This is a genomic window from Serratia fonticola (assembly GCF_001006005.1).
GTDB classification, from domain to species: domain Bacteria; phylum Pseudomonadota; class Gammaproteobacteria; order Enterobacterales; family Enterobacteriaceae; genus Chania; species Chania fonticola.
In genome coordinates, this window is record NZ_CP011254.1 from 3,547,262 (window position 1) to 3,572,338 (window position 25,077).

Below are 25,077 nucleotides of genomic sequence, written 5' to 3' on the forward strand. Positions count from 1 at the left end.
CCCTGCAAGGGCGCGGTTTTTGCCGCGCCCACACCCTGTGCTATGTGGCCGATAAGTCATGCGGAATACCGCGAAAGTGACCCGGCTAAAACTTTCTGACCTGAATGGATAGAACATCATGAATTTACACGAATATCAGGCAAAACAGCTGTTTGCTCGGTATGGCATGCCAGCACCAACCGGTTACGCCTGTACCACTCCGCGTGAAGCAGAAGAAGCCGCATCTAAAATCGGCTCCGGCCCGTGGGTGGTAAAATGTCAGGTTCATGCTGGCGGCCGTGGTAAAGCTGGTGGCGTTAAAGTCGTTAACAGCAAAGAAGATATCCGTGCTTTTGCCGAAGCCTGGCTGGGTAAACGCTTGGTGACCTACCAGACCGATGCGCTGGGCCAGCCGGTTCACCAGATCCTGGTAGAAGCGGCCACCGACATCGACAAAGAGCTGTATCTGGGTGCGGTAGTTGACCGTGCCAGCCGTCGCGTAGTGTTTATGGCTTCCACCGAAGGCGGCGTTGAAATTGAGAAAGTTGCGGAAGAGACCCCGGAACTGATCCACAAAATGACCATCGATCCACTGGCAGGCCCACAGCCTTACCAGGGTCGTGAGCTGGCGTTCAAACTGGGCCTGACCGGTAAGCAAGTCGGCCAATTTGCCAAAATCTTTATGGGTCTGGCAACGCTGTTCCTGGAGCGCGATCTGGCGATGGTTGAGATCAACCCGCTGGTAGTGACCAAGCAGGGCGATCTGATCTGCCTGGATGGTAAGCTGGGTGCTGATGGCAACGCCCTGTTCCGCCAGTCCGAACTGCGTGAAATGCGTGACCTTTCTCAGGAAGATGAGCGTGAATCCCGTGCGGCCCAGTGGGAACTGAACTATGTCGCCCTCGACGGTAACATCGGTTGTATGGTGAACGGTGCCGGTCTGGCGATGGGTACCATGGACATCGTGAAACTGCACGGTGGCGAACCAGCCAACTTCCTGGATGTGGGCGGTGGCGCAACCAAAGAGCGCGTGACCGAAGCCTTCAAAATCATCCTGTCTGACGACAAGGTGAAAGCGGTACTGGTTAACATCTTTGGTGGCATTGTGCGTTGCGATCTGATCGCAGACGGTATCATTGGCGCGGTAGCTGAAGTGGGCGTTAACGTCCCGGTGGTAGTGCGCTTGGAAGGGAACAACGCCGAACTGGGCGCCAAGAAACTGGCGGACAGCGGTTTGAATATCATTGCTGCGACCAGCCTGACTGATGCGGCTCAGCAAGTTGTTGCGGCAGTGGAGGGTAAATAATGTCCATTTTAATCGATAAGAACACCAAAGTAATCTGCCAGGGTTTCACCGGTAGCCAGGGTACCTTCCACTCCGAACAAGCTATCGCTTACGGCACCAAAATGGTGGGTGGCGTGACTCCGGGCAAAGGCGGTACTCAGCACCTGGGTCTGCCAGTGTTCAACACCGTGCGTGAGGCTGTTGAAGCGACTGGCGCTACCGCGTCTGTTATCTACGTGCCAGCGCCATTCTGCAAAGATTCTATTCTGGAAGCCATCGATGCAGGCATCAAACTGATCATCACCATCACCGAAGGCATCCCGACCCTGGATATGCTGACCGTGAAAGTGAAGCTGGATGAAGCCGGCGTGCGCATGATTGGCCCGAACTGCCCTGGTGTGATCACCCCAGGCGAATGTAAGATCGGTATCATGCCTGGCCATATTCACCTGCCAGGCAAGGTGGGCATCGTTTCCCGTTCAGGTACCCTGACCTATGAAGCGGTAAAACAAACCACTGACGCCGGTCTGGGGCAGTCTACCTGCGTCGGTATCGGTGGTGACCCGATCCCGGGTTCCAACTTTATCGATATCCTGAAGTTGTTCCAGGAAGATCCACAGACCGAAGCTATCGTGATGATCGGTGAGATTGGCGGCAGCGCGGAAGAAGAAGCGGCGGCCTATATCAAAGAGCACGTCACCAAGCCGGTAGTCGGTTATATCGCTGGTGTTACTGCACCTAAAGGCAAGCGTATGGGCCATGCTGGCGCCATCATTGCCGGCGGCAAAGGGACTGCGGATGAGAAGTTCGCGGCTCTGGAAGCGGCAGGGGTGAAAACCGTACGCAGCCTGGCTGATATCGGTGATGCAGTGAAGGCGATCCTGAATCGTTAGTACCGTATAGCAAATAATAATATCTCGACATGTTTGGCCGCCTTTGGGCGGCCTTTTTTATGTATGTCACTGAGAGAGAAGGGCGTTTTGCAAGGCATTGTTGCGGGAGGTGAGAGCTGATCACTCAATGCTTGCAGGTTCTGGGATCAACCTCGCAACATGGTCTATGATTACTTAGCAAAAAGCAGATTTGTGAGTTAACTCACTGCAATTGCCATTGAAAATAAAAAGTTAATATCTATCGAATGGTAATGCTGAAGTAATACAATTGGGGGTATTTTAAATTACATTTATTTAACACAAAGATATCAATAAAAAACAATTAAACCATTGCTTAACATGGGCGCTGGGAAATTACAGTAAAATGTGTAATGAGCCTAGCAATAATATGCAGATAGGCTTAAATTGTTTTAGATCAATATTGGCCTGGCTACCTATTTAGGCTGATTTTTGACCTGTAGCCAAAAGTCCAACCTGCGTCACGCAAATACCTATTTATTGTATGGGCTTTGGCGAGTATCATGCCATTGTGTAATTATGGATGGTTGATCTTGTTGCATTTGTTACCCGCTGTCGGTTTTCATTGGTGCGTTTTGCTCCCGCCCCTCGTGGTCTGGCTCTGAACGTACGGTTGAAAGCGGAGAGGCTGGATCAAATTTTGTTGTGTTTAAGGGCATTCACTGCGGGGCGTTACCGGCTACTCTTTCGGGAGTAATACCGATAACCGCAAGTCGGAGTCTTCCTGCGAGGAGCAAGGAGTCAAGATGTTTGATATTGTCGAACTGTCGCGCTTACAGTTTGCTTTAACGGCGATGTACCACTTCCTATTTGTCCCATTAACGCTGGGTATGGCGTTTTTGCTGGCAATTATGGAAACGGTATATGTGCTGTCCGGCAAACAAATTTATAAAGATATGACCAAATTCTGGGGCAAGTTATTTGCAATCAACTTTGCTCTGGGTGTGGCCACCGGGTTGACCATGGAGTTCCAGTTCGGGACCAACTGGTCGTACTTCTCTCATTACGTCGGTGACATCTTCGGGGCCCCGCTGGCTATCGAAGGTCTGATGGCGTTCTTCCTGGAATCGACGCTGGTCGGTCTGTTCTTCTTCGGCTGGGATCGCCTGAGCAAGATCCAGCACATGACGGTCACCTGGTTTGTTGCCCTCGGCTCAAACCTGTCTGCGCTGTGGATCCTGGTCGCCAACGGCTGGATGCAAAACCCAATCGCCTCCGACTTCAACTTTGAAACCATGCGTATGGAGATGCTCAGCTTCTCCGAGCTGGTCTTCAACCCGGTTGCACAGGTGAAGTTCGTTCACACCGTAGCTGCTGGCTACACCACCGGCGCGATGTTCGTGCTGGGTATCAGCTCTTACTATCTGCTGAAAGGGCGTGACGTTGCTTTTGCCAAGCGTTCGTTCGCCATTGCTGCCAGCTTCGGTATGGCTGCTATCCTTTCCGTTATCGTGCTGGGTGATGAATCCGGTTACGAAATGGGGGACGTGCAGAAAACCAAACTGGCTGCCATTGAAGCCGAATGGGAAACTCAACCGGCTCCGGCCGCATTTACCCTGTTCGGTATTCCGAACCAGGAGAAAATGGAGAACTCCTTCGCAATTCAAATTCCTTGGGCGCTCGGCCTGATTGCTACCCGTTCTATCGACACCCCGGTTATCGGCCTGCGCGATCTGATGGCACAGCACCAGGTGCGTATCCGTAACGGTATGAAGGCTTACCAACTGCTGGAAGAGCTGCGTGGCGGTAATACCGATCCGGCAGTGCGTACCGCATTCAACGATACCAAACAGGATCTGGGCTACGGCATGCTGCTCAAGCGCTATACCGAAAACGTCACCGACGCAACGGAAGCGCAGATCCAGCAGGCAACCAAAGATTCTATCCCGCGCGTTGCTCCACTGTACTTCGCCTTCCGTATCATGGTGGCGGCTGGCGTGTTGATGCTGTTTATCATCGGCCTGTCATTCTTGAGCGTGGTACGTGGTCGTATCGGTCAGAAGAAATGGCTGCTTCGCGCTGCGCTGTTCGGCCTGCCATTACCATGGATTGCCGTTGAAGCGGGCTGGTTCGTGGCAGAGTATGGCCGTCAGCCGTGGGCGATAGGTGAGGTGCTGCCAACCGCAGTCGCCACCTCTTCGCTGACCGCAGGCGACATTCTGTTCTCAATGGGGCTGATATGCGGCTTGTACACCCTGTTCCTGGTGGCTGAAATGTACCTGATGTTCAAGTTTGCACGTCTGGGTCCAAGCAGCCTGAAAACTGGCCGCTACCACTTTGAACAACCGACTGCCGCCGTGCAGGAAGCGCGCTAAACAGGAGTCCAAGATATGTTTGATTACGAAGTACTGCGATTTATCTGGTGGCTCCTGGTTGGCATCTTGCTGATCGGTTTCGCCGTCACCGATGGTTTCGATATGGGTGTCGGTATTCTGATGCGCATCATCGGTAAAACCGATACCGAGCGCCGGGTAATGATCAACGCCATTGCCCCGCACTGGGACGGTAACCAGGTGTGGTTGATCACCGCCGGTGGCGCATTGTTTGCCGCCTGGCCAATGGTTTATGCTGCCGCGTTCTCTGGTTTCTATGTGGCCATGATCCTGGTGCTGGCTGCCTTGTTCTTCCGCCCGGTCGGTTTTGACTACCGCTCGAAGCTGGAAAACAGCACCTGGCGTAACATGTGGGACTGGGGCATCTTTGTCGGTAGCTTCGTGCCTGCGGTGGTGTTCGGCGTGGCGTTCGGTAACCTGTTACAGGGCGTGCCGTTCCATATCGATGAATATCTGCGTCTGTTCTATACCGGCAACTTCTTCCAACTGTTGAACCCGTTTGGTTTGCTGGCCGGTATTGTCAGCCTGACCATGCTGGTGACTCAGGGGGCAACCTACCTGCAGATGCGTACCACTGCCGAGATTCACCTGCGCTCACGCGCTGCGGCGCAGATTTCTGCGCTGGTGATGGGCGTATGCTTCCTGTTGGCGGGTATCTGGCTGGTGAAAGGTATCGACGGTTTCGTGATCACCTCAGCACTGGATACGGCAGCGGAATCCAACCCACTGCGTAAAGAAGTGGCTCATCAGGCGGGTGCCTGGTTGATCAACTACAACAAGTATCCAATCCTGTGGGCACTGCCGGCGTTGGGCGTGGTTCTGCCACTGTTCACTATCCTGTTTGCCCGTTTGGACAAAGCTGCGATGGCGTTCCTGAGTTCATCACTGACGATTGCCTGTGTGATCCTGACGGCTGGGGTAACCATGTTCCCGTTCGTTATGCCATCAAGCACCGTGCCTAACGTCAGCCTGACCATGTGGGATGCGACTTCCAGCCTGTTCACGCTGCAGGTGATGACCGTTGTTGCCATTATCTTCGTGCCAATCGTTCTGGCGTACACCGCTTGGGCGTACTACAAAATGTTTGGTCGCCTGGATAAGAACTTCATCGAAAAAAATAAGCATTCGCTGTACTAAGCAAAAGGAGCTAAACCATGTGGTATTTTGCCTGGATCCTCGGAACGCTTCTTGCCTGTGCCTTCGGTATCATCACGGCGCTGGCGCTTGAGCACAGTGAAGATTCAAAAGCGCAGCAAGACGGTAAGTGATGAGTTCGTCACTGGTGGATAAGCTGTACGCTATCACCGACAAGGGCCCGGTTCGGGCCCTTTCATTGGTGCTGGCGGTGATTTTGGCGGGATGTGTCTTTTGGGATCCTAGCCGTTTTGCAGCACGTACCAGCTCGTTAGAGATCTGGCAGGGCATCTTGCTGATCTGGGCGGTATGTGCGGGCATCGTTCACGGTGTCGGCTTCCGGTCACAGAGCACGTTTTGGCGTGCATTTTTCGCGCCATTACCTGCAATTGTGATCCTGGCCGCAGGATTACTTTACGTTTCTTTATAATCTATTACGCATCCCCCATGTTATGGGCCGTTCAGGCCCATAATTATTTTCATTCCCATTCAGTAACCCATTCCCAACCCGATCCGTCTTGCGTATAGTAGCAATCGTTCAATTGCCTTGGTTTGGAAGTCTCGTGAGTAATAAGTTGTTTCGATGGCCGGTTCGTGTTTACTTTGAAGACACAGATGCCGGTGGTGTGGTCTACCACGCCCGTTACGTCGCTTTTTATGAAAGAGCGCGCACCGAGATGCTGCGTCAACATAACTTTCATCAACAGCAGCTGCTCAGTGAAGAACATGTCGCTTTCGCTGTCCGGCGTATGACGGTGGATTATCTGTCACCAGCTCGTCTTGACGATCTGCTGGAAGTGCAGAGCAAAATCACCTCAATACGCGGGGCTTCTCTTACGTTTGCTCAACGCATTGTTAATTCTGACGGTACTCTCTTGAGTCAGGCCGATGTATTGATTGCATGCATTGATCCACACCAAATGAAGCCGATAGCGCTTCCTAAGTCTATTGTCGCGGAGTTTAAGCAGTGACTGACATGAACATCCTAGATCTATTCTTGAAGGCGAGCCTGCTGGTCAAGTTTATCATGCTGATTTTGATATGCTTTTCAGTGGCTTCTTGGGCGATCATCATCCAGCGGACCCGCATCCTCAATGCGGCCACTCGCGACGCCGAAGCCTTCGAAGACAAATTCTGGTCTGGTATCGAGCTTTCCCGTCTGTATCAGGAAAGCCAGGCGCGCCGCGATAGCCTGACTGGCTCAGAGCAGATTTTCCATTCCGGTTTCAAAGAGTTTGCCCGTTTGCACCGCGCTAACAGCCATGCGCCGGAGTCGGTGATCGAAGGCGCAACGCGTGCGATGCGTATTTCGATGAATCGTGAGCTGGAAACGCTGGAAAACCATATTCCTTTCCTCGGCACCGTGGGTTCCATCAGCCCGTATATCGGCCTGTTTGGTACTGTGTGGGGGATCATGCACGCCTTTATCGCCCTGGGCGCGGTAAAACAAGCCACCTTGCAGATGGTAGCACCGGGTATCGCCGAAGCGTTGATCGCCACGGCCATCGGTCTGTTTGCCGCGATCCCTGCCGTTATGGCCTATAACCGCCTAAACCAGCGCGTTAACAAGCTTGAGCAGAATTACGACAACTTTATGGAAGAGTTCACCGCTATTCTGCATCGTCAGGCCTTCTCCAGCGACAGCAAATAAGAAGTAGGAGGGTAGCATGGCGAGAGTTCGTGGTCGTAACAAGCGTGAGCTGAAGTCGGAAATCAACATTGTTCCTCTGCTGGACGTCTTGTTGGTGCTGTTGCTGATCTTTATGGCAACCGCGCCAATCATCACCCAAAGCGTTGAAGTTGATTTGCCTGATGCCACCGATTCCAAGACGGTGTCCAGTGACGATAATCCACCGGTGATCCTGGAAGTTTCCGGCGTAGGTCAGTACACCCTGGTGGTTGATCACAACCGTATGGAGCTGTTGCCGCCTGAGCAGGTGGCGGCCGAAGCCAAGTCGCGTCTGGCAGCTAATCCGAAGACGGTGTTTTTGATCGGTGGGGCCAAGGAAGTACCGTACGATGAGATTATCAAGGCATTGAATATTCTGCATCAGGCGGGTGTCGCTTCCGTAGGGTTGATGACCCAGCCAATCTAACCGTAAGGTCAGTGGCAACCCGGTTCCTGCCCTGTGGCGCAGGAACCCCGTTTAAGCAGCAGTTTTTGGGATTCTATTTTGGTAAAGGCAACTGAGCAAAATGATAAGCTGAACCGCTCCGTGATTGTATCGGTGGTTCTGCACATTCTATTGATTGCCCTGTTGATTTGGGGTTCGCTGTACGAAAATACTGAAATGAGTAGTGCAGGCGGCGGCGGTGATGGTTCCGTGGTCGGGGCCGTGATGGTCGATCCAGGGGCGGTGGTAGAGCAGTACAATCGCCAGCAACAACAGAGCAGTGATGCACAGCGTGCAGAAAAGCAGCGCCAGAAGAAGGCGGAGCAACAGGCTGAAGAGCTGCAGCAGAAGCAGGCGGCGGAACAGCAGCGCCTGAAAGAACTGGAACAAGAGCGTTTGGCCGCGCAGGAAAAAGCCGCGCAGGACGCCAAGGCACAGGCCGAACAGCAGAAGAAAGCCGCTGAGCAGCAACAGCAGGCCGCTGAGCAGCAGAAAGCAGCAGAAGCCGCTGCGGCGAAGGCCAAAGAACAACAGAAGGCAGCTGAGCAAGCTGCGGCAAAAGCTAAAGCTGAGGCGGATAAAATAGCCAAGGCGCAGGCAGACGCACAGAAGAAAGCCGAAGCGGAAGCCAAGAAAGAAGCTGCCGCTGCCGCCGCTGCTAAAAAGCAGGCGGAAGAGGCGAAGAAAGAAGCCGCCGCGGCCGCTGAACAGAAAGCAGCTGAGGCTGCAGAGAAGAAAGCCGCTGCCGACGCTGAGAAAAAAGCTGCCGCAGAAGAAGCGAAAAAAGCCGCCGCTGCCGAGAAGGCTGCTGCCGCCAAGAAAGCCGCAGATGCCAAGAAGAAGGCCGCTGCTGAAGCAGCCAAACAGTCTGCTGATGTAGATGACTTATTCGGTAGCTTGGCCGATGGTAAAAACGCGCCGAAAGGTGGCGGTGCCAAGGCTAAAGGTGACGGCAAACCAGCAGGGCAGGGTAATGCCAAAACTGCAGGGGCAAGCGGTGCCGAGATTAATGGTTACCTGGGGCAGATTACTGCCGCAATACAGAGCAAGTTTTACGATGCTGACCTTTACAAAGGAAGGACCTGCGATTTACGGATTAAATTGGCACCGGATGGCTTGTTGATTGATGTTAAGGCTGAAGGTGGGGATCCTGCCTTGTGTCAGGCCGCATTGGCGGCAGCTAAGCAGGCTCGTATTCCAAAGCCACCTAGCCAGGCGGTGTATGAGGCATTTAAGAATGCTCCTCTTACATTTAAGCCTCAATAATGATTGTCTTAAACCGAGTTAAACGCATGGATGTACCAAGGTAACCAACAGGGAATATGTAGTGTTGTTGGCGTTGGTTTGTTAAAATTCTGCTAAATTATCGCAGGCATACCGCCTGGATAAGGGAGATGAGATGAAGCAGGCATTTCGAGTAGCGTTAGGTCTTATTGTTCTGTGGGCATCCGTGCTGCACGCGGAAGTTCGCATTGAAATCACCCAAGGGGTCGACTCTGCTCGTCCAATTGGCGTGGTGCCATTCAAATGGGCGGGTCCAGGCACGCCTCCGGAAGATGTTGGCCAGATCGTTGGCGCAGATCTCCGTAACAGTGGCAAATTCAACCCGATTGATGTGGCACGTATGCCGCAGCAGCCTACCACCGCGTCTGAAGTAACGCCGGCGGCCTGGACTGCGCTGGGCATCGATGCCGTAGTGGTTGGCCAGGTTCAGCCTGGTGCCGACGGCAGCTATCTGGTTTCCTACCAACTGGTCGATACTTCAGGTTCGCCTGGCACCGTATTGGCACAAAACCAGTTTAAAGTGACCAAACAGTGGCTGCGTTATGCTGCTCATACCGCCAGCGATGGCGTATTTGAGAAGCTGACCGGTATCAAAGGCGCATTCCGTACCCGTATCGCTTACGTGGTGCAGACCAACGGCGGGAAATTCCCGTACGAGCTGCGCGTATCGGATTACGACGGCTATAACCAGGTTCCAGTGCATCGTTCACCAGAGCCACTGATGTCACCAGCCTGGTCGCCGGATGGCAGCAAACTGGCCTACGTGACCTTTGAGAGCGGCAAATCTGCGCTGGTGATCCAGAATCTGTCTGATGGTGCTATCCGTCAGGTAGCTTCATTCCCACGTCACAACGGTGCTCCTGCTTTCTCTCCAGATGGTAGCCGCCTGGCATTCGCGCTGTCTAAAACTGGCAGCCTGAATCTGTACGTGATGAACCTGGGCTCTGGCCAAATCAGCCAGATCACCGATGGTCGTAGCAACAACACCGAACCAAGCTGGTTCCCAGATGGTCAATCTCTGGCTTATACCTCTGACCAGGGCGGTCGCCCACAGATTTATAAGGTTGGTGCCAACGGCGGCGCACCACAGCGTCTGACCTGGGAAGGTGCCCAGAATCAGGACTCTGATGTCAGCTTCGACGGTAAATTCCTGGTGATGGTGAGCTCCAATAATGGGGTTCAGCATATCGCCAAACAAGATCTCGGATCGGGAGCCGTTCAAATGTTAACGGACACGTTCCTGGATGAAACGCCTAGTATCGCACCAAACGGCACCATGGTGATCTATAGCTCCACGCAAGGTATGGGCTCCGTGCTGCAGTTGGTATCGACTGATGGGCGCTTCAAAGCGCGTCTTCCGGCAACCGATGGACAGGTCAAATTCCCTGCCTGGTCGCCGTATCTGTGATGCATGTTTAAAATATGTATGGCAAAAACTATAAAAGGATCAAAGAAATGCAACTGAACAAAGTGCTGAAAGGGCTTCTGCTGGCACTGCCAGTTCTGGCTGTAGCAGCTTGTAGTTCTAACAAAAGCGCTAATAACGATCAATCCGGTATGGGCGCTGGCACTGGTACAGAAAACGGCAGCAGCAACCTGTCTTCTGAAGAACAAGCACGTCTGCAGATGCAAGAACTGCAACGTAACAACATTGTTTACTTCGGCCTGGACAAATATGACGTCAGCTCTGAGTTCGCTCAGATGCTGGATGCGCATGCTGCTTTCCTGCGTAACAACCCATCCTACAAAGTGACTGTTGAAGGTCACGCGGATGAGCGCGGCACGCCAGAATACAACATCGCTCTGGGTGAGCGTCGTGCTAATGCAGTTAAAATGTACCTGCAAGGCAAAGGCGTTTCTGCTGACCAAATCTCTATCGTTTCTTACGGTAAAGAAAAACCAGCAGTACTGGGCCACGACGAAGCAGCCTATGCTAAAAACCGTCGTGCCGTTCTGGTTTACTAAGAGAATCGCATGAACAGTAACTTCAGACGTCACTTGTTGAGTCTGGCGTTACTGGTTGGCGTAGCGGTCCCATGGGCCGCTACTGCCCAAGCGCCAATCAGTAATGTCGGGTCCGGCTCGGTCGAAGACCGTGTCACATCACTTGAGCGTATCAGTAATGCTCAGGGCCAGCTTTTGAACCAACTCCAGCAACAACTCTCTGACAACCAACGCGATATCGATACGCTCCGTGGGCAGATCCAGGAAAGTCAGTATCAGTTGAATCAGGTAGTTGAACGCCAGAAACAGATCTATCAACAGATGGATAGCCTTAGCCAGGGTGGCGCACAGAATTCCGCTGGTGCAGCAGCAGGGGCCGCAGGTGGTACAGCCGCCGCGGCGTCTTCTGACGGCGCTGGCAGCGCTCCTGCGGGTGCGACAGCCGCTGCGGCTAGTACGGGCGATGAAAACAGCGACTACAACGCCGCTGTTTCACTGGCGCTGGAAAAAAAGCAGTATGACCAGGCGATCTCCGCTTTTCAGGCTTTCATAAAGCAGTATCCGAAATCCAATTACCTGCCTAATGCCAACTATTGGCTGGGCCAGTTGTACTACAACAAGGGTAAGAAGGAAGACGCGGCATACTATTATGCAGTGGTGGTTAAGAGTTACCCAAAATCACCCAAGGCGCCGGACGCAATGTATAAAGTTGGGGTGATCATGCAGGAAAAAGGGCAGGCTGATAAAGCCAAAGCCGTTTACCAGCAGGTGATCAAATCGTACCCGACCAGCGATGCGGCCAAGCAGGCCAAGAAACGCGAAGCGAGTTTGTAAGTAAAAATCGAGCCCAGAAGTTAGTCGATTTGACCGAATTCTGGGCTCATTCGCGTGAAGAACAAGCAGTTGAACCTATTGCGCCAAAATTTAGGTTGCGCTGCTGAGATAAATTAGTAATATATGCCGCCGTTGCCAAGACAACTTGCAAGATGTTAAAGCAGCTAGGAAATTGGGTCGTTAGCTCAGTTGGTAGAGCAGTTGACTTTTAATCAATTGGTCGCAGGTTCGAGCCGAGCGGCAGCGAGACAACGGCGACAGCCGGTAATCCTGCAAACCCGCCAATTCGTAATGAGATATCGTTGTCGAATTGTGAAGTTAGAATTTTGTAGTTCAGCAGTAACCACATCAGTGGGTCGTTAGCTCAGTTGGTAGAGCAGTTGACTTTTAATCAATTGGTCGCAGGTTCGAATCCTGCACGACCCACCAATTCATAGTGAATTGGTAAAGAGTGGAGTAGTAACCACGACAGTGGGTGATTAGCTCAGTTGGTAGAGCATCTCCTTTACACGGAGGGGGTCGGCGGTTCGAGCCCGTCATCACCCACCACTACAGTGGGTCGTTAGCTCAGTTGGTAGAGCAGTTGACTTTTAATCAATTGGTCGCAGGTTCGAATCCTGCACGACCCACCATTTTTAAGATTTATTTGTGAGTCAAATCGTGAGGATGAGAACCGTTAAAAGTTCGAGCCGAGCGAAGCGAGACAACGGCAATAGCCGTTAATCCTGCCAGACCCACCATTATGTGCATTCGAGTCCTTCCTCGTTGCTCTCGTATTAAGAAGTAAACCACGTCAGTGGGTCGTTAGCTCAGTTGGTAGAGCAGTTGACTTTTAATCAATTGGTCGCAGGTTCGAATCCTGCACGACCCACCAATTCTTGATGAATTGGTAAAGCATTGCAGTCGAGTCCTCTCGTTGCTAACGCGGTTCAGCAGTAAACCACATCAGTGGGTCGTTAGCTCAGTTGGTAGAGCAGTTGACTTTTAATCAATTGGTCGCAGGTTCGAATCCTGCACGACCCACCATCTTCAAGAATTCTCAATAATAAAATCCCAGCAATAAAATCGCATATCGCACCGGTCGTGCGGGTGAGATCCTGCGCTCAGGTTCGAGTCTCGCTTGCGAGACAACGGCGGCAGCCGGTCATCCTGTCAGACCCGCCATCTTCAAGAATTCTCAATAATAAAATCCCAGCAATAAAATCGCATATCGCACCGGTCGTGCGGGTGAGATCCTGCGCTCAGGTTCGAGTCTCGCTTGCGAGACAACGGCGGCAGCCGGTCATCCTGCCAGGCCCACCATCTCAAAGAATTCTCAATAATAAAATCCCAGCAATAAAATCGCATATTGCACCAGTCGTGTAGGTGAGATCCTGCGCTCAGGTTCGAGTCTCGCTTGCGAGACAACGGCGGCAGCCGGTCATCCTGCCAGATCCACCAGTTCTTTAATCGTACTCCCGTCTAACTTGCCTTTAATTCCTCAACACTTAATCTCGCCAATTTATCGGTCAGGTGGGCGCAGCATGCAGCGCCCGTACTTTGCTCAGCCTGTGTATTGCCAGCCGCCACTCCCTTTTACAACCCGAAATTTTCAATCTAATAAACAAATAAAGCCAAAAAAAGAAATGTTCAGCGACTTTTAGCCAAAAATTAGGTATTTTGTTTAGTATATAAAACGAGGCGGTTGAGCAAGCGGCAAGATACAGCCTAAAAAGCAGACCCACAGCCTAGCATAGAGATAACAGCGATGAGTGAAATGTTTGATGTCAATGCGGCGATATATCCATTCCCGCCGAAACCGGTGCCGTTAGACGTCGCAGAGAAGGCTTTTTATCGGCAGAAGATCAAAACCTTGCTCAAGCAGCGTGATGCGGTCCTGGTAGCCCATTACTACACCGATCCGGAGATCCAGGCACTGGCCGAAGAGACTGGTGGCTGTGTCGCCGATTCACTGGAGATGGCGCGTTTCGGCAGCCAACATCCTGCGTCTACTTTGCTGGTTGCTGGCGTGCGTTTTATGGGGGAAACGGCCAAAATCCTCAGCCCGGAAAAACAGGTGCTGATGCCAACGCTGCATGCCGAGTGCTCGCTGGACCTCGGTTGTCCTGAGGCGGAGTTTGCCGCGTTCTGCGACAGCCATCCTGATCGGACAGTGGTGGTTTACGCCAATACCTCAGCAGCCGTCAAAGCGCGTGCCGATTGGGTGGTCACTTCCAGCATTGCCGTTGAGCTGATTGAACATCTCGATAGCCTGGGGGAGAAAATCATCTGGGCGCCGGATCGCCATCTGGGCAACTATGTACAGAAGCAGACCGGCGCAGACGTACTATGCTGGCAGGGGGCCTGTATCGTCCATGACGAGTTTAAAACCCAGGCACTGATACGTATGAAAGCCCTATATCCGGAGGCCGCGATACTGGTGCATCCAGAGTCACCGCAGGCGATTGTCGATCTGGCTGATGCCGTCGGTTCGACCAGCCAACTGATCCAGGCGGCGGTAACCTTGCCCAACCGGCAACTGATCGTGGCTACCGATCGCGGTATCTTCTACAAGATGCAGCAAGCTTGTCCGGATAAAGAACTGTTTGAAGCTCCTACTGCTGGCGAGGGGGCTACCTGTCGCAGCTGTGCCCACTGCCCGTGGATGGCGATGAACGGCCTGAAGGCCATTGCCGAAGGGTTGGAACAAGGCGGTTCACAGCATGAGATTTTTGTTGATGGCGCACTGCGTGAGCAGGCGCTTATTCCGCTCAACCGCATGCTGGACTTTGCAGCGCAGTTGAAAATGCAGGTTAAAGGCAACGCCTGAATCCAGGCTGACGTTTTTATAAGGAAGACATATGAGCTTTTTCAGCACCGGCAACATTCTGGTCCATATTCCGATTGGTGCAGGGGGGTATGACCTGTCGTGGATTGAGGCCATCGGTACGCTGTTTGGTTTACTCTGTATCTGGTATGCCAGCAAAGAGAAAATTATCAACTATCTGTTTGGGCTGATCAACGTCACGCTGTTTGCGGTGATCTTCTTTCAGATCCAGCTGTACGCCAGCCTGTTGCTGCAACTGTTTTTCTTCGTGGCCAATATTTACGGCTGGTACGCCTGGAGCCGCCAGACGCAGGATAATCAGGCGGAATTGCAGATACGTTGGTTGCCACTGCCTAAAGCATTGGCATGGGGGGCGGTGTGCGTGGTTGGTATCGCGTTGATGACGTTTAATATCGACCGGGTATTTGCCTACCTGACACAAATTGCGGTGGCGGTCATGCAGGGGCTGGGTCTTAACGTACAGATGCCAGAACTGCAACCGGACGCTTTCCCGTTCTGGGATTCTGCCATGATGGTGCTGTCTATCGTCGCCATGATCCTGATGACGCGAAAATACGTCGAAAACTGGCTGCTGTGGGTAGTGATTGATGTGATCAGCGTGGCAATCTTTGCTTACCAGGGCGTGTACGCCATGGCGCTGGAATACGTCATTTTGACGCTGATTGCGCTCAATGGCTCTTGGCTATGGATACGCAGCGCCGCGAAGAATCACTCCCAACCGTTTTCTTCAGCACCTTAGTACGCCAGGGGCGCACCAAGCACCCCTGGATGTTAATGATGATGCCCCAGATGGCCGGAGTGTGAGTGGTCACTCGCAATGCCGCAGTCAGGGGTATCACAATGCTGGTACTCCATCTGGATCGTCGCATGGCCAATCTGGTAATGCTCCAGCAAATAGGCCTGGATACGGCGTAACAGCCCGTCATGATCGTGGGGTGGGATCACCTGGGCGTGGAGCGTCATCAGCTTTTGTTCGCCAATCTGCCAGACATGCACGTGATGGATGTTGCGCACTTCCGGAATATTCAGGCACAAATCCTTTTGCAGTTTATTGATATCTACCTCCTGCGGTGTTCCCTCCAGCAGTTCATGGAAACTCTCCTTCAGCAGGCGCCAGGCGCTGCGCAATACCAGGCAGGAAACCAGTACCGAGAGTATCGGATCGATGGGGGTCCAGCCGGTAGTGAGAATGATGATGGCTGCTGCGATCGCCCCGACTGAGCCAAGCAGGTCGCCAAGAACATGTAGGGCGGCGGCACGCACGTTGATATTTTTCTCTTCATTGCCGCGGTGCAGCAGCCAGAAGGCGAACAGGTTAGCCAGCAGACCCGCTACGGCGATCACCAGCATTGGGGTACCCATCACTGGCTGTGGTTCGAAGAAACGCCGTATGGCCTCCCACAGGATGAATACGACGATCAGCAGTAATGCGGCAGCATTGATAAAGGCGGCCAAGGTGGTCAGGCGCAGATAGCCAAAAGTATGGCGGGCGTTGGGTTTTCGCTGCGAGAAGTGCACCGCCATCAGTGCGACGAGCAGGGCTGCGGAATCCGTCAGCATATGCCCGGCGTCTGCCAGCAGCGCCAGTGAGCCAGAAAGTAATCCGCCAATGGCCTCAACAACCATGAACAGGGTAGTGACTAAAAATGCGGCTAGTAGGCGCTTACTGTTGCCGTCTTTAGGCTGATGGGCATGGGAAGCTCCAGACATTACTTATCCTTTTGCAAAATTTGTCGGGTGCCAAAGTCTAAGTTTGGCCGTTACTTAGCTCATTATAGGCGGCCTTGGTAGAGAGCTGAATATTTGCCGGTGGCGATTATGGGATCTAAAGGTGATTTACAGCGCCAGCCTCACAAGCTAGATTGGTAAAATCTACTTTACGCGCTGTGCGATACACCCGATACCGAATGGAAAAGTGATGAATTACCAAAACGACGACTTACGTATTAAAGAAATCAAGGAACTCCTGCCGCCGGTGGCCCTGTTGGAAAAGTTTCCGGCTTCGGCTCAGGCAGCAGAGACGGTGTCACTGGCTCGCCAATCGATCCACAACATCCTGCGTGGCAATGACGACCGCCTGTTGGTGGTGATTGGGCCTTGTTCCATTCATGATACCAAAGCGGCGAAAGAGTATGCCGCGCGCCTGATGACCCTGCGCCAGGAGCTCAACGGTGAGCTGGAAGTGGTGATGCGGGTCTATTTCGAAAAACCACGTACCACCGTTGGCTGGAAAGGGCTGATCAACGATCCGCAGATGGATAACAGCTTCCAGATTAACGAAGGCCTGCGCCTGGCGCGTAAGCTGCTGCTCGATATCAATGACGGCGGTTTGCCTGCTGCGGGCGAGTTCCTGGATATGATCACTCCGCAATACCTGGCAGATTTGATGAGCTGGGGAGCTATCGGTGCACGCACCACGGAATCCCAGGTGCATCGTGAACTGGCCTCTGGCCTGTCTTGCCCGGTGGGCTTCAAAAATGGCACCGACGGCACCATCAAGGTCGCGATCGATGCTATCAATGCCGCTGGCGCACCGCACTGTTTCCTGTCCGTCACCAAATGGGGTCATTCCGCGATTGTTAACACCAGCGGCAATGGCGACTGCCACATTATTCTGCGTGGCGGCAAAGAGCCAAACTACAGCGCAGCCCATGTGAAAGAAGTGAAAGAGGGTCTGGCCAAAGCGGGCCTGCCTGCACAGGTGATGATCGACTTCAGCCACGCCAACAGCAGCAAGCAGTTTAAAAAACAGCTGGAGGTGAACGCGGACGTTTGCCAGCAGCTGCGTGGTGGTGAAAAAGCCATTATCGGGGTGATGATCGAAAGCCACCTGGTGGAAGGAAATCAAAACCTGGAAAGCGGCGAGCCGCTGGTTTACGGCAAAAGCGTGACCGATGCCTGTATTGGCTGGGAAGATACCGAAACCGTACTGCGCGATCTGGCCGCAGCGGTGAAGGCGCGCCGTAGCCGATAAGCTACCCGTGTTTGTGGCCCTGCAGCATTGCTGCGGGGCCAAGTTTAGTGTGGTTTTAAGAAATTCCTCATGCAACAATATCACCAGAACAAAATCTGACGTTATACTAATTTTGTAGAGCTTTCCTCGTTCTGCTGGGCCTTTTCTGATGATAATAAGTCGGTGTTACCGGCTATACTTTTTATTTCCAGGAAACATCTTATTTGGCCCGCCGCGGTTTTCATCTTGCGTAACTGTTACTCGTTAAACACAATTTGCTCTTGCCGCACGGTATGATTATGATGATGCGTTTTTTACAACCAAAATACCCAATCTAAAAATAAGGGCATTATGGTGAATGACTTTAATTTCAGGATGAATAGCTGATGGAAAACAATAGTTCTCGGCATCAAATTTATTTTCGTGGTACGGGTGGGGAGTATTTCGCAATCTGGCTGGTTAACATATTACTGACGGCTATTACGTTGGGAATATACTCAGCTTGGGCAACGGTGCGTCGTCGTCGTTATTTTTATGGCAATACCGAATTGAATGGCGACCGCTTTGATTACCACGCGCAGCCAATGCAAATCCTCAAGGGCCGTCTGCTGGTGATCGGCGCCGTGATCCTGTTCTATATTCTTTTATTTATCAACCCATTGCTTGGTATGGTAGCCATGCTGGCACTCCTTGCGTTGATCCCTTGGATTATTATCCGTAGCTGGCGTTATAACGCGATTATGTCTAGCTATCGTGGTGTTCGCTTCAATTACTTATGCCAAACCGGGCGCGCCTACTGGGTATTACTGTTCTGCCCGATACTGCTAGTGATTGGTCTGTATGCGGTTATGATCGTATTGGGTGTGATTGGCAGCAGTTTGGGCAGCCCGACTGCGATCATTGTGTTGGCAGCTATTACGGTCATCCTGTTTGTGCCGATGCTGGCCGCAATCAATGGTATCTTGGCGACCCTGCAACATGATCTGTATGTGAACAACCTACGTTTTGGCACTTCACCATTTGTGGCCAAATTCAAGAAAGCGGAGTTCATTAAGATTGCGCTGTTCAGCCTGCTGATCTTCTTGCCATTCCTGGTCATCGCCTTGGTATTGGTTGGCTCATTCTTTGTCAGCTTATTCCAAATGGCGCTGTTTGGCGGGATGTCCGATGCAATGCTGCAAGCCCAGATGGCAAATAATATTGGTAGCCTGTTCATGATGATGTTGGTGCTGTTGCTAGGTGTGATGGTGTCCAGCAGTTATATGGTTGTCGCTCAGCGTAACTACGTGTTTAACCAAACCACCTTGCAAGGTGAGGTTAAACTGCGTTCTTCCATGCAGACTCTGCCGTATATGGGACTGTTGATCACCAACAGCCTGATCACCGTGTTCTCATTGGGCCTTGCAGCCCCGGTGGCTCACGTACGTCATGCTCGCTATATTGCTGAGTCAACTCAGGTTGAAGGCGATCTGTCGCTGTTGTCGGTACAGGCTCATCACGATACGGCCAATACCGCTATCGCTGAAGAAGCCGTACAGGCGCTCGATCTGAGCACCAGTTTTTGAGTAAAGACTGATGATCCTTGAAGGACACTATCAGTGCCCTGGCCGGGCCGCCCAACAGGCGGCCCGGCTGCTGTTAAACGATATGGGCGACGGGGTAACGCTGCAATATGATGGCGAACATCGCTATTTTTCTTTAGCGCAAATTACCGTTTCCGAGTCATTGGGTCGCATTCCGCTGACCCTGACTTTCCCAGACGGTGGCCGGTTTGTGCCCGCCGATGACGCGTCATTCCGCCAGTGGTTTTATCAACGCCGTTCACCGGGGTTGGTGCACCGCTTAGAGCGTTATAAGCGTGGCGTGTTGCTGACGTTGTTGCTAACCGTTCTGTTGACCCTGGTTTATGTTTTCCTGGTTCTCCCTTGGGCGAGCAGTGAAATCGCCATGCGCATTCCTACCGCGGCCGAACAGAAACTGGGTAAACATACGCTCGATTTCCTGCAAACCAGTGGCTTCAAGCCGTCGCAATTGCCCACCGAGAAACAGCAGGCGATACAGAAGCTATTCCTGCAGGTGATGCCGGAGCAGATGCGGCACGAGCGCACTCCGCTCAAGTTGAAATTGCTGGCGGTGCCAGAGGTTGCCAATGCGTTCATGTTACCTGACGGGACTTTGGTGATCACCGACGATCTGGCCAAGTTGGCGACCAATGACGACGGTCTGGCTGCGGTGATGCTCCATGAAATGGGGCATCATGCGTACCGTCATCCCATGCGCATGGTGGTGCGTTCATCCCTGGTGGCACTGACGTTTATGTGGATGACCGGCGATGTCAGCGGCATTGGTGATACCTTGCTGCAATCAGCCTCATTTATGCATGAAATGCAGTTCTCCCGCAGCGTGGAGCGTGAGGCAGACGACTGGGCAATCGCAGAAATGCAACGCCAGGGGCGTTCGTTATTGGCGATGGAAGATCTTTACCGCGCATTGCAACAGGCGGCAAGTACGTCAACCGTGGCACTAGAGGTGCCGGAGTGGTTAAGTACCCATCCAGGGATGCAGGCGCGTTTGCAGGCTATCGAAGCGGCCAGGATCAAAGAGCAATAAAAAAGCCCCCGGCTCAACACCGGGGGCTTGTTGCTTTTTAGGGGCGAAACTTACTTCGCTTTACCCTGGTTGGCGACGGCCGCAGCTTTGGCTGCAATCTCATCGGCATTACCCAGGTAGTAACGCTTGATTGGCTTGAAGTTCTCATCGAACTCATACACCAACGGCACGCCGGTTGGGATGTTCAGCTCGAGGATTTCGTCTTCGCTCAGGTTATCCAGATATTTCACTAGCGCACGCAGGGAGTTACCGTGAGCCGCGACGATCACGCGCTCGCCGCTCTTGATGCGTGGCAGGATCTCTTCGTCCCAGTAAGGGATAACGCGATCGATGGTCAGCGCCAGGCTTTCGGTCAGCGGCAACTCTTTGTCGCTCAGCGCCGAATAACGCGGATCGTGACCCGGGTAGCGCTCATCTTCTTTGGTCAGCTCTGGTGGAGTGACTGCGAAGCCGCGGCGCCATTGCTTGACCTGCTCGTCACCGTATTTTTCTGCGGTTTCAGCCTTGTTCAGACCCTGCAGCGCGCCATAATGGCGTTCGTTCAGCTTCCAGGACTTTTCGGTAGGCAGCCAGGCCTGGTCCAACTCGTCCAGAATGTTCCACAGAGTGTGGATAGCACGCTTCAGTACGGAGGTGTAAGCGAAATCGAAAGAGAAGCCTTCGTCTTTCAACAGCTTGCCCGCTGCTTTTGCTTCGGTACGGCCTTTGTCGGACAGATCGACATCATACCAACCGGTGAAGCGGTTTTCGTTGTTCCACTGGCTTTCGCCGTGGCGCACCAGAACCAGCTTAGTTACAGCCATAGCTTAACTCCTTAATAATCTGAAGGTTTAATGATAACGAATATCATTATATTCCGCTGCTACTTACTCGGCAATCGATATACCCGTGAATATATCCACTAAAAGGCGAGGGTTTCGTACGACATGCGACATTGTCTAACCCTTACTGCCACTGGGCATAGTGTTAACCATAGCCAATTTTTGGCCGCAGGGTAAGAGGGGCGCAAAGGAAAAAGCTGAATCGTTCAGGCTGGTCGAAGGGCGCGAATGAGAGCTATTCACTCGCGCCACAGCGTTAATGCGATCAGGCGGTTTTTTTCAGGCAGCTACTCATGAAGGTTTTGCGCTCGTCACCTTTCAGGCTCTTTTTAGCGGCGTCGGCATTACAGTCTTTCATCTTCTGCTGCTGCGGCGTCAGGGCCTTCTCGGTATGGTGGCCTTCGGCCTTCAGGCAGGTGCTCATGAAGGTGGTGCGGTCAGAACCTTTCAGCGATTGGGTGGTAGCCTGTTGATTACAATCGGTCATGCGTTTTTGCTGGGCAGCCTGCGCCGGAGAAGGCGTTTTTGCTGCGGTGTCGGCAGCCATCAGGTTGGTGCTCAGCAGTAAACCTGCCAGTAATGGAAGTGCAGTGATCAGACGCATTAGGTGTTCCTTCAGCTATTGAACGGCCAACGGGCCGAAAATTGTGATATCACTCACGGACTTGTGCATACCACGGTAGCCTGATTCTAGTGCGGGGATGGCAATAAGGAAAGGTAACGGCCTGGGGGCGCAATGTAAGCAATTATAACAATCACGCCCCTTACCGCATGACAAGGGGCGTGGCGGCTCAGATAGGAATAAGCTGATAGTGCGTTGCGCTCTGATAACGCTGGCCAGGTTGTAGCCAACAATCCGGCTGTGGCCATTCGGGATGGTTCGGGCTGTCCGGCAGGAACTCGCTTTCTAGCGCCACCCCGGCGTAATTTTGGTAGCTACCACCGTCACGCGCAGGTGTGCCACCCAGATAATTGCCGCTGTATAGCTGGAGCGCTGGTGCGGTGGTGAATACCGTCATCGCGACCTTGCCGTCTGCAGACCACAGGTGAGCCGCCGGGCTTGCCAACCCGTGGCAGGTATCGTGCAACAGGTAAGCATGGTCGTAACCCTTTACCCGTTGCTGATCGCGGTCGCGCAATAAATCTTGCTGCAGGGTCTTCGGCTGGCGGAAATCCATCCCTGTGCCTGCAACCGCCGTCAGATCGGCACTGGGGATGCCATCGCCATCTACGGGCAGATAACGGTCGGCGAACAGCTGCAAGCGCTGTTGTCGGGCGTCGTGGCCTGCACCATCCAGATTGAAATAGGCATGGTTGGTCAGATTGACCGGGCAGGCGCGATCGGTCTGTGCCTGATACTCAATCTCCAGCCGGTGATCGGCGGTGAGTCGATAAGTCAGCGTTACGTCGAGGTTGCCAGGGAAGCCCTGGTCGCCGTCTGGTGAATGGAGCTGATAAATCACCTGCTGCTCATCCTGCTTCACAATCTGCCAGCGGCGAGCGTGGAAGCCGTTTGGCCCGCCGTGCAACTGATGCTCCCCTTGATTGGCGATCAGCGGGTGTGGCTTGCCATCGATGCTCAGGCTGGCATGTGCAATACGGTTGGCATAGCGCCCGACCGTGGCCCCGAGATAAGCTCCCTGATGCAGGTAGTCCTGCGGGGTTTGGCATCCCAGCAGCAACTCACGTTGTTCCCCTGATTTTAAGGGCAGCACGGCGGAAAGCCAGGTTGCGCCCCAATCCATAAACGTGACCGTCATTCCCGCGGCATTTCGCAGGGTGGTGAGAATAAAGGGCTGGCCGTCTGGGGCAACGGCGGAATTATCGCTCAGCATAGGCCGGATCCTTGTGAAGCTTTGCAGACGTAGAAGGTTTCTTGCAGGCCGTTGGTTCGCAATGGATATTCGCGAGCTACCGCCGTACGTACCGACTCTACCAGATCCTGCGGCATCAGGGCCACGATGCAACCCCCAAAGCCCCCTCCGGTCATGCGCACACCGCCACGATCGCCAATGACCTCTTTAACAATCTCGACCAGCGTATCGATAGGGGGCACGGTGATGGCAAAGTCATCACGCATCGACGCGTGCGATTCGGCCATCAGTTTGCCCATCAGCTTCAGGTTGCCAGCGGCCAAGGCATCGGCAGCGGCCAAGGTGCGATCGTTTTCGGTGATCACATGGCGCGCCCGTTTGGCCACGATCGGATCCAGTTCATGCATGATCGGGAAAAACAGATCCGGGCTGACGTCGCGCAGCGCCTTGACGCCGAAGAAGCGAGCTGCCGCTTCGCACTGTTGCCGGCGGGTGTTGTATTCGCTGTCAACCAGGCCGCGTTTGACGTTGGAGTTGATGATCACCACCGCGACATCGGCTGGCATTGGCACCGCCCGAGTTTCCAAAGAGCGGCAGTCGATCAGCAGGGCGTGGTCTTTCTTGCCCAACGCAGAAATCAGCTGATCCATAATGCCGCAGTTGCAGCCGACAAACTGGTTTTCTGCTTCCTGGCCATTGAGCGCCAGCGCTACGCCGTCCAACGGCAATTGATAGAGCGCCTGCAACACCTGCCCGACGGCAACTTCCAGTGAGGCGGAAGAGCTAAGCCCGGCGCCCTGCGGGACGTTGCCGCTGATCACCAGATCGGCACCGCCAAAACTGGCATCGCGGGTCTGCAGGTGTTTCACCACGCCGCGTACATAATCGGCCCAGCGCAGATTGGCGTGGCTGACGATCGGCTCATCCAGCGAAAACTGATCCTGCTGGTTCTCGTAATCGGCGGCCAATACGCGGATCTGGCGATCGTTACGTGGAGCTCCGCTGATCACGGTTTGATAATCAATGGCGCAGGGCAGGACGAAGCCGTCGTTGTAATCGGTGTGTTCACCGATCAGATTGACTCGGCCCGGAGCCTGGATCGTCAGGGTGGGTGCGTAGCCAAAGTGTTCGGTAAACAGGGCTTGGGTAAGTTGTTTTAGACTCATTATTTCACTCCGGCTTCGCGGTAATGGATATCACTGACCGCACGCAGGCGTTCAGCGGCTTGTTCTGCGGTCAGGTCGCGTTGGGTTTCCGCCAGCATTTCATAGCCCACCATAAATTTGCGCACCGTGGCGCTGCGTAGTAACGGCGGGTAGAAGTGGGCATGCAGTTGCCAGTGGCGGTTATCGGCCTGGTTGAAGGGCGCGCCGTGCCAGCCCATGGAATAAGGGAAAGAGCATTGGAACAGGTTGTCATAGCGGCTGGTGAGTTTCTTCAGCGCGATGGCCAGATCGCGGCTTTGTGCTGCACTAAGGTCGGTCAGGCGTTGTACCGGCGCTTTTGGCAGCAACAGCGTTTCAAATGGCCAGGCTGCCCAGTAAGGGACAACCGCCAACCAGTGCTCGGTTTCCACCACCGTACGGCTACCATCGGCCTGCTCGCGCTGAGCATAGTCCACCAGCATGGCGGATTGATGCTGGCTGAAATACTCCTGTTGCAGGCGATCTTCTCGTTCGGCTTCATTCGGTAGGAAGCTGTTGGCCCATACCTGACCGTGTGGATGAGGATTGGAACAGCCCATCGCGGCCCCTTTATTTTCAAACACCTGCACCCAGGGGTAGCTGCGCCCCAGATCGGCGGTCTGTTCCTGCCAGGTGGCGATCACCTGCTCCAGCGCGGGTAGCGTCAGCTGCGGTAGCGTTTTACTGTGATCGGGGGAGAAGCAGATCACCCGGCTGGTGCCACGGGCACTTTGGCAACGCATCAGTGGATCGTCACTTTCCGGTGCCTGCGGGGTATCTTGCATTAGTGCGGCAAAATCATTGGTGAACACGTAGGTGCCCGGATAGTCAGGGTTTTTATCACCGGTCACGCGCGTGTTGCCGGGGCAAAGGAAGCAGTCAGGATCGTGGGCTGGCAGTGTTTCCTGAGCGGGGGATTCCTGCTGGCCCTGCCACGGGCGTTTGGCCCGGTGCGGAGATACCAGCACCCATTGCCCGGTAAGGGGATTAAAACGGCGATGTGGATGATCGATAGGATTGAAATCAGGCATTGCGCTTCCTTTATCTCGC

The 25,077-nt window shown here is 53.5% G+C and carries 24 protein-coding genes and 6 tRNA genes; 24 read left to right on the plus strand and 6 right to left on the minus strand.

All coding sequences use genetic code 11. The annotated features are described in order from the left end of the window. Nucleotides 1-118 precede the first annotated feature (118 nt). The 21 genes from sucC to pnuC all read left to right on the plus strand — a co-directional run bounded on the left by sucC (nt 119) and on the right by pnuC (nt 15,384). Entirely contained in the window at nt 119-1,285 is a 1,167-nt protein-coding gene (sucC, locus tag WN53_RS15785) for an ADP-forming succinate--CoA ligase subunit beta (RefSeq protein WP_024483144.1), read from the plus strand. Next, complete coding sequence (sucD, locus tag WN53_RS15790) at nt 1,285-2,157, plus strand: succinate--CoA ligase subunit alpha (protein ID WP_024483143.1); 873 nt, start codon at nt 1,285-1,287, stop codon at nt 2,155-2,157. The genes sucC and sucD overlap by 1 nt, the downstream gene beginning before the upstream one ends. A 764-nt stretch (nt 2,158-2,921) precedes the next feature. Further along, nucleotides 2,922-4,490 (plus strand): cytochrome ubiquinol oxidase subunit I, encoded by a 1,569-nt coding sequence (cydA, locus tag WN53_RS15795; protein WP_024483142.1) that lies wholly within the window; start codon nt 2,922-2,924, stop codon nt 4,488-4,490. Between the two features lie 15 nt (nt 4,491-4,505). Next, the gene (gene cydB, locus WN53_RS15800; RefSeq protein ID WP_024483141.1) at nt 4,506-5,645 is read left to right on the plus strand and encodes a cytochrome d ubiquinol oxidase subunit II; all 1,140 of its coding nucleotides are present in this window, start codon (nt 4,506-4,508) and stop codon (nt 5,643-5,645) included. A 17-nt stretch (nt 5,646-5,662) separates the two neighbouring features. Further along, on the plus strand, nt 5,663-5,776 hold the full coding sequence (gene cydX, locus WN53_RS27365) for a cytochrome bd-I oxidase subunit CydX (protein ID WP_021805265.1): 114 nt from the start codon (nt 5,663-5,665) through the stop codon (nt 5,774-5,776). Further along, nucleotides 5,776-6,072, plus strand: coding sequence for a cyd operon protein YbgE (gene ybgE, locus WN53_RS15805; protein WP_024483140.1), 297 nt, complete (start codon nt 5,776-5,778; stop codon nt 6,070-6,072). Before cydX ends, ybgE begins: the two co-directional genes overlap by 1 nt. 133 nt (nt 6,073-6,205) lie before the next feature. Continuing rightward, the gene (ybgC, locus tag WN53_RS15810; RefSeq protein ID WP_021805263.1) at nt 6,206-6,613 is read left to right on the plus strand and encodes a tol-pal system-associated acyl-CoA thioesterase; all 408 of its coding nucleotides are present in this window, start codon (nt 6,206-6,208) and stop codon (nt 6,611-6,613) included. Continuing rightward, complete coding sequence (gene tolQ, locus WN53_RS15815) at nt 6,610-7,293, plus strand: Tol-Pal system protein TolQ (protein WP_024483139.1); 684 nt, start codon at nt 6,610-6,612, stop codon at nt 7,291-7,293. Before ybgC ends, tolQ begins: the two co-directional genes overlap by 4 nt. 16 nt (nt 7,294-7,309) lie before the next feature. Next, nucleotides 7,310-7,738, plus strand: coding sequence for a colicin uptake protein TolR (gene tolR, locus WN53_RS15820; protein WP_021805261.1), 429 nt, complete (start codon nt 7,310-7,312; stop codon nt 7,736-7,738). A gap of 78 nt (nt 7,739-7,816) precedes the next feature. Next, nucleotides 7,817-9,022 carry a cell envelope integrity protein TolA gene (gene tolA, locus WN53_RS15825; protein ID WP_024483138.1) on the plus strand — a complete coding sequence of 402 codons (1,206 nt, stop codon included), beginning with the start codon at nt 7,817-7,819 and terminating at the stop codon, nt 9,020-9,022. A 133-nt stretch (nt 9,023-9,155) separates the two neighbouring features. Beyond that, on the plus strand, nt 9,156-10,448 hold the full coding sequence (gene tolB, locus WN53_RS15830) for a Tol-Pal system beta propeller repeat protein TolB (protein ID WP_024483137.1): 1,293 nt from the start codon (nt 9,156-9,158) through the stop codon (nt 10,446-10,448). A gap of 47 nt (nt 10,449-10,495) precedes the next feature. Continuing rightward, nucleotides 10,496-11,005 carry a peptidoglycan-associated lipoprotein Pal gene (gene pal / locus WN53_RS15835; protein ID WP_021805257.1) on the plus strand — a complete coding sequence of 170 codons (510 nt, stop codon included), beginning with the start codon at nt 10,496-10,498 and terminating at the stop codon, nt 11,003-11,005. 9 nt (nt 11,006-11,014) lie between these two features. Beyond that, nucleotides 11,015-11,818 carry a cell division protein CpoB gene (gene cpoB / locus WN53_RS15840; protein ID WP_024483136.1) on the plus strand — a complete coding sequence of 268 codons (804 nt, stop codon included), beginning with the start codon at nt 11,015-11,017 and terminating at the stop codon, nt 11,816-11,818. 174 nt (nt 11,819-11,992) lie between these two features. Continuing rightward, nucleotides 11,993-12,102, plus strand: a tRNA-Lys gene (locus WN53_RS15845). Between the two features lie 69 nt (nt 12,103-12,171). Further along, nucleotides 12,172-12,247, plus strand: a tRNA-Lys gene (locus tag WN53_RS15850). 44 nt (nt 12,248-12,291) lie between these two features. Beyond that, a tRNA-Val gene (locus WN53_RS15855) sits at nt 12,292-12,367 on the plus strand. 7 nt (nt 12,368-12,374) lie between these two features. Further along, nucleotides 12,375-12,450, plus strand: a tRNA-Lys gene (locus tag WN53_RS15860). Nucleotides 12,451-12,616: 166 nt separating this feature from the next. Beyond that, nucleotides 12,617-12,692 (plus strand) — tRNA-Lys (locus WN53_RS15865). A 76-nt stretch (nt 12,693-12,768) separates the two neighbouring features. Continuing rightward, nucleotides 12,769-12,844: transfer RNA gene (locus WN53_RS15870), tRNA-Lys, on the plus strand. Nucleotides 12,845-13,565: 721 nt separating this feature from the next. Next, a complete protein-coding gene (gene nadA / locus WN53_RS15875) occupies nt 13,566-14,627 on the plus strand; it encodes a quinolinate synthase NadA (RefSeq protein WP_024483135.1) in 1,062 nt (353 codons plus the stop codon). A gap of 31 nt (nt 14,628-14,658) precedes the next feature. Continuing rightward, nucleotides 14,659-15,384 carry a nicotinamide riboside transporter PnuC gene (gene pnuC, locus WN53_RS15880; protein WP_021805254.1) on the plus strand — a complete coding sequence of 242 codons (726 nt, stop codon included), beginning with the start codon at nt 14,659-14,661 and terminating at the stop codon, nt 15,382-15,384. 32 nt (nt 15,385-15,416) lie between these two features. On the opposite strand, the gene zitB is transcribed toward pnuC, so the two are convergent. Further along, nucleotides 15,417-16,355 (minus strand): CDF family zinc transporter ZitB, encoded by a 939-nt coding sequence (gene zitB, locus WN53_RS15885; protein ID WP_046808105.1) that lies wholly within the window; start codon nt 16,353-16,355, stop codon nt 15,417-15,419. A gap of 208 nt (nt 16,356-16,563) precedes the next feature. On the opposite strand from zitB, the gene aroG reads away from it, so the two are divergent. The 3 genes from aroG (at nt 16,564) to WN53_RS15900 (ending at nt 20,208) form a co-directional block, all read left to right on the plus strand. Then, on the plus strand, nt 16,564-17,619 hold the full coding sequence (aroG, locus tag WN53_RS15890) for a 3-deoxy-7-phosphoheptulonate synthase AroG (RefSeq protein ID WP_021180323.1): 1,056 nt from the start codon (nt 16,564-16,566) through the stop codon (nt 17,617-17,619). A gap of 365 nt (nt 17,620-17,984) precedes the next feature. Beyond that, nucleotides 17,985-19,163, plus strand: a complete 1,179-nt coding sequence (locus WN53_RS15895; protein ID WP_037411376.1) for a YjgN family protein — start codon at nt 17,985-17,987, stop codon at nt 19,161-19,163. Between the two features lie 10 nt (nt 19,164-19,173). Beyond that, nucleotides 19,174-20,208 (plus strand): M48 family metallopeptidase, encoded by a 1,035-nt coding sequence (locus tag WN53_RS15900; protein WP_024483133.1) that lies wholly within the window; start codon nt 19,174-19,176, stop codon nt 20,206-20,208. Between the two features lie 50 nt (nt 20,209-20,258). On the opposite strand, the gene gpmA is transcribed toward WN53_RS15900, so the two are convergent. The 5 genes from gpmA to galT all read right to left on the minus strand — a co-directional run bounded on the left by gpmA (nt 20,259) and on the right by galT (nt 25,058). Further along, the gene (gene gpmA / locus WN53_RS15905; RefSeq protein ID WP_024483132.1) at nt 20,259-21,011 is read right to left on the minus strand and encodes a 2,3-diphosphoglycerate-dependent phosphoglycerate mutase; all 753 of its coding nucleotides are present in this window, start codon (nt 21,009-21,011) and stop codon (nt 20,259-20,261) included. A gap of 283 nt (nt 21,012-21,294) precedes the next feature. Next, the gene (locus WN53_RS15910) at nt 21,295-21,633 is read right to left on the minus strand and encodes a PsiF family protein (RefSeq protein ID WP_024483131.1); all 339 of its coding nucleotides are present in this window, start codon (nt 21,631-21,633) and stop codon (nt 21,295-21,297) included. A 187-nt stretch (nt 21,634-21,820) separates the two neighbouring features. Beyond that, nucleotides 21,821-22,864, minus strand: coding sequence for a galactose-1-epimerase (gene galM, locus WN53_RS15915; RefSeq protein WP_024483130.1), 1,044 nt, complete (start codon nt 22,862-22,864; stop codon nt 21,821-21,823). Continuing rightward, nucleotides 22,858-24,009, minus strand: coding sequence for a galactokinase (gene galK / locus WN53_RS15920; RefSeq protein ID WP_046808106.1), 1,152 nt, complete (start codon nt 24,007-24,009; stop codon nt 22,858-22,860). Before galK ends, galM begins: the two co-directional genes overlap by 7 nt. Continuing rightward, a complete protein-coding gene (gene galT / locus WN53_RS15925) occupies nt 24,009-25,058 on the minus strand; it encodes a galactose-1-phosphate uridylyltransferase (protein WP_021180330.1) in 1,050 nt (349 codons plus the stop codon). Before galT ends, galK begins: the two co-directional genes overlap by 1 nt. Nucleotides 25,059-25,077 lie beyond the last annotated feature (19 nt).